Source organism: Allobosea psychrotolerans (assembly GCF_002917105.1).
Lineage (GTDB): Bacteria > Pseudomonadota > Alphaproteobacteria > Rhizobiales > Beijerinckiaceae > Allobosea > Allobosea psychrotolerans.
Genome location: NZ_PQFZ01000046.1, coordinates 1 through 2,807, shown reverse-complemented (window position 1 = coordinate 2,807; position 2,807 = coordinate 1). Strand labels below are relative to the sequence as shown.

Genomic DNA, 2,807 nt, shown 5'->3' with positions numbered 1-2,807 from the left:
GCGGGACGCTGCGTCGGGCCGGTGTCGGAGCCGAGGTCGTCGACCTCGAGCCAGACATATTCCTGGATCGTCGCGCCCGACGCCGCGTTCGCCTCAGCCAGCAGATGGCCGGCTCAGATGCCTCGTCCCCGACGGTGTCGTGTTGGTCACAGCCCGGATCGCCAGCCGTTTCAGGTCGTTATAGATGCAGACGCCTTTAATAGTTTTGCCCTTTGGTAGGCGCCTTTCTGTATCGCGCGTAAATCCCCAGGTTTGCGTATCGAACGCTTTGTTTTTCCCAGCAGATCGCCCTGACGACCTCTTAGCTTGAGATCACGTTCAGTTCCATTGCGGCCGATAGGCTCCAGTACAGAATTCGAGTATATTTAATTTAAGGTTTTTTACTTTGTCCTAAATCTCATCCTGGCGCGCCCTCCCTGTCGCCATAGAGCGCTCGGATAATAGGCATTCGCGCATCATCCTGCGAGAGCCATTTTGCGGCGATTTCTTGTAGAAAATCCTCGACGTCATCTTCAATATGAAATTGATCTAGTATTTTTTTGAATTCAACTGGGCCGTAAACGAAGAGAGCACCTCCTTTTATACAATTTTTTCTCGGAGAAAATATAACACAATTCAATCCCCTTGATACATATCGACGTATCAGGGATTCTTTGTCATTGTTTAGAAACTTACGAATTGTCGGCAACGGAAGATATCCCACAGATTTCTTTGAGCCAACTAGTTCCAATGACGGTAAAATCAGTTCCTCAACATCTCGCGCTGATACGTTCATCCTCAATCCCCTGGAAATAAATTTGTGCCGGGCCTTAGGATTTTTCCATTCTCAAGGAGAATTCGTGTCCCATTTTTTAACTTCGTCGCACAATCCGCGCATAGAGGTTTAGTCGTCGTTCCTGTTGGAGCCCCGCAATCAACATTTTCGCAAGAATAGCGCGAGCTTTTTGCTGCATTGTTTATGCCTGTAAACGAAGAACAGGTGGTTGCTTCGCAAATTGCAGATATCGAAGCGCCAGATATCAACCCTTCCCGATCCGTCAGCATCATCGGCGATCCGCTGGCGTAAGCATAGACGGATGGCCCATCGACATATCCCAGCGGGTCGGTCTGGAGGTATCGTCCTGTGGTTGGGTCGTAGGTGCGGTGCCAGTTGTAGTGCAGGCCGGTCTCGAGCTGGAACCATTGACCGGGGAAGCGGGCGTCGAGCGTGACCACGCCCGTGATCGAGACGACCTCGCCATAGGGCTTGTAGACGGCGTCCCAGACCAGCGCCTGGCTGGCATTGGTCATCCGGACCGGCCGGTCGAGATGGTCGGCATGGACGAACAGGGTCGTCGGCGTCGCCGTGTCGACATCGGTCACCACCGCCAGCGGGACCGCGCGCTGGGCGATGCCACGCCTGAGCCCGTTCAGCGAAGGCAGCTGCGCGCGCGCTGACGGGTCGTTGTCGTTCTCGGCCGAGCCGAGCTTGCCGGAAGGGCCGCCCGCCGCGTTGTCGTTGGCGGGACGCTGCGTCGGGCCTGCCTCAGTGCCGAGATCGTCGACCTCGAGCCAGACGTATTCCCGGATCGTCGCGCCCGACGCCGCATTCGCCTCAGCCAGGAGATGGCCGGCGGTGTCGTAGATCAGATGCGTCGTGCCCGATGGCGTCGTGTTGGTCACCGCCCGGATCGCCAGCCGCTCCAGCCCATCATAGGTATAGGCGCCCTTCAGCGTCCCACCCACGCTCGCCTGCGACAGACGCCCCGCCGCGTTGTGCGTGAAGCTCCAGGCCGAGGCACCTTGCGTGTCGGTGACGACATTGCCCGCCCCGTCATGCCCGAAGGTCCGCGTCACCGTCCCATCCGTCGCAACTTGCGTGATCCGGTTCGATGTCACCAAAAGAAACACAAAAATCAGGCGCCCCATCCGTAAATCAACCTATAGAGAAATATCTATATCATTACCCTTCTCCAGCCAAAAAACATCGTCGCAATTCTTTGATGATAAAATTATATCTTTCACTATAGACAGAGACAACAAGGCTGACTGCAGACTGTCAATACCTATTGTTGACCTTTTTACATCAAATCCACCGCCAATAATGCTAAATTTACACGAGTATTCATCCTCAGCAATCTTTATTGGAGAGTATATATTTATCTCTACCTTCTCAATCTTGCCGTTCTGGATGAGCGAAAGTGTGCGTGCAAGCATGTTCAACCTCCGTATCTAAAAGGTCGAGGAGAGCGACCGCTTAGGCAATCGGCATAACGATCCGCCGCAGATGCCCAACACCGAGCCTTCATCGCAGGGCTCGACAGGCTTCTACAAACTTGATCGTCAGCCTCCTTCTGTTGATCGCATTGATCCTTGGGTGGATCATTGCGCCTTCCCCCTTCCCCTCCGCCGCCAAAGGATCGCCTGCAAAAGTCGACGATCTGCTTGACGCCGGTGTATACACCGGCCCCGAGGGCGGCGCAGGCTGCAGGATTGGCCGCACAATAAGCCGGGATTGCTATTGCCGGCCCGGCCAACCCCTCCCTATCAGTCCTCATTTGCGGCGATCCGCTTGCGTAAGCATACACACTCGGCCCATCGACGTTACCCAGCGGGTCTGTCTGGAGGTATCGTCCTGTGGTTGGGTCGTAGGTGCGGTGCCAGTTGTATTGCAGGCCGGTCTCGAGCTGGAACCATTGCCCGGGGAAGCGGGCGTCCAGCGTGGCAGCGCCGGTGATCGAGACGACCTCGCCATAGGGCTTGTAGACGGCGTCCCAGACCAGGGCCTGGCTGGCATTGGTCATCCGGATCGGCCGGTCGAGATGGTC

The 2,807-nt window shown here is 55.8% G+C and carries 4 protein-coding genes; all 4 read right to left on the bottom strand.

The genetic code is table 11. The features are described 5' to 3' along the window. Positions 1-397: 397 nt before the first annotated feature. Positions 398-775 carry a hypothetical protein gene (locus CYD53_RS30070; protein ID WP_146056047.1) on the bottom strand — a complete coding sequence of 126 codons (378 nt, stop codon included), beginning with the start codon at positions 773-775 and terminating at the stop codon, positions 398-400. Between the two features lie 2 nt (positions 776-777). Next, positions 778-1,908, bottom strand: coding sequence for an RHS repeat-associated core domain-containing protein (locus CYD53_RS29680; RefSeq protein ID WP_103721668.1), 1,131 nt, complete (start codon positions 1,906-1,908; stop codon positions 778-780). A 12-nt stretch (positions 1,909-1,920) separates the two neighbouring features. Then, complete coding sequence (locus CYD53_RS30065) at positions 1,921-2,196, bottom strand: DUF6968 family protein (protein ID WP_146056046.1); 276 nt, start codon at positions 2,194-2,196, stop codon at positions 1,921-1,923. Positions 2,197-2,198: 2 nt separating this feature from the next. Further along, positions 2,199-2,807, bottom strand: a 609-nt coding sequence (locus CYD53_RS29675; protein ID WP_281261280.1) for an RHS repeat-associated core domain-containing protein, incomplete at its 5' end; no start/stop codon positions are given.

Excerpts from the sequence above, each read along its gene's own strand:
- CYD53_RS30070 (WP_146056047.1), bottom strand. The coding sequence starts at position 775 with ATGAACGTATCAGCGCGAGATGTTGAGGAACTGATTTTACCGTCATTG.
- CYD53_RS29680 (WP_103721668.1), bottom strand. The coding sequence starts at position 1,908 with ATGGGGCGCCTGATTTTTGTGTTTCTTTTGGTGACATCGAACCGGATC.
- CYD53_RS30065 (WP_146056046.1), bottom strand. The coding sequence starts at position 2,196 with ATGCTTGCACGCACACTTTCGCTCATCCAGAACGGCAAGATTGAGAAG.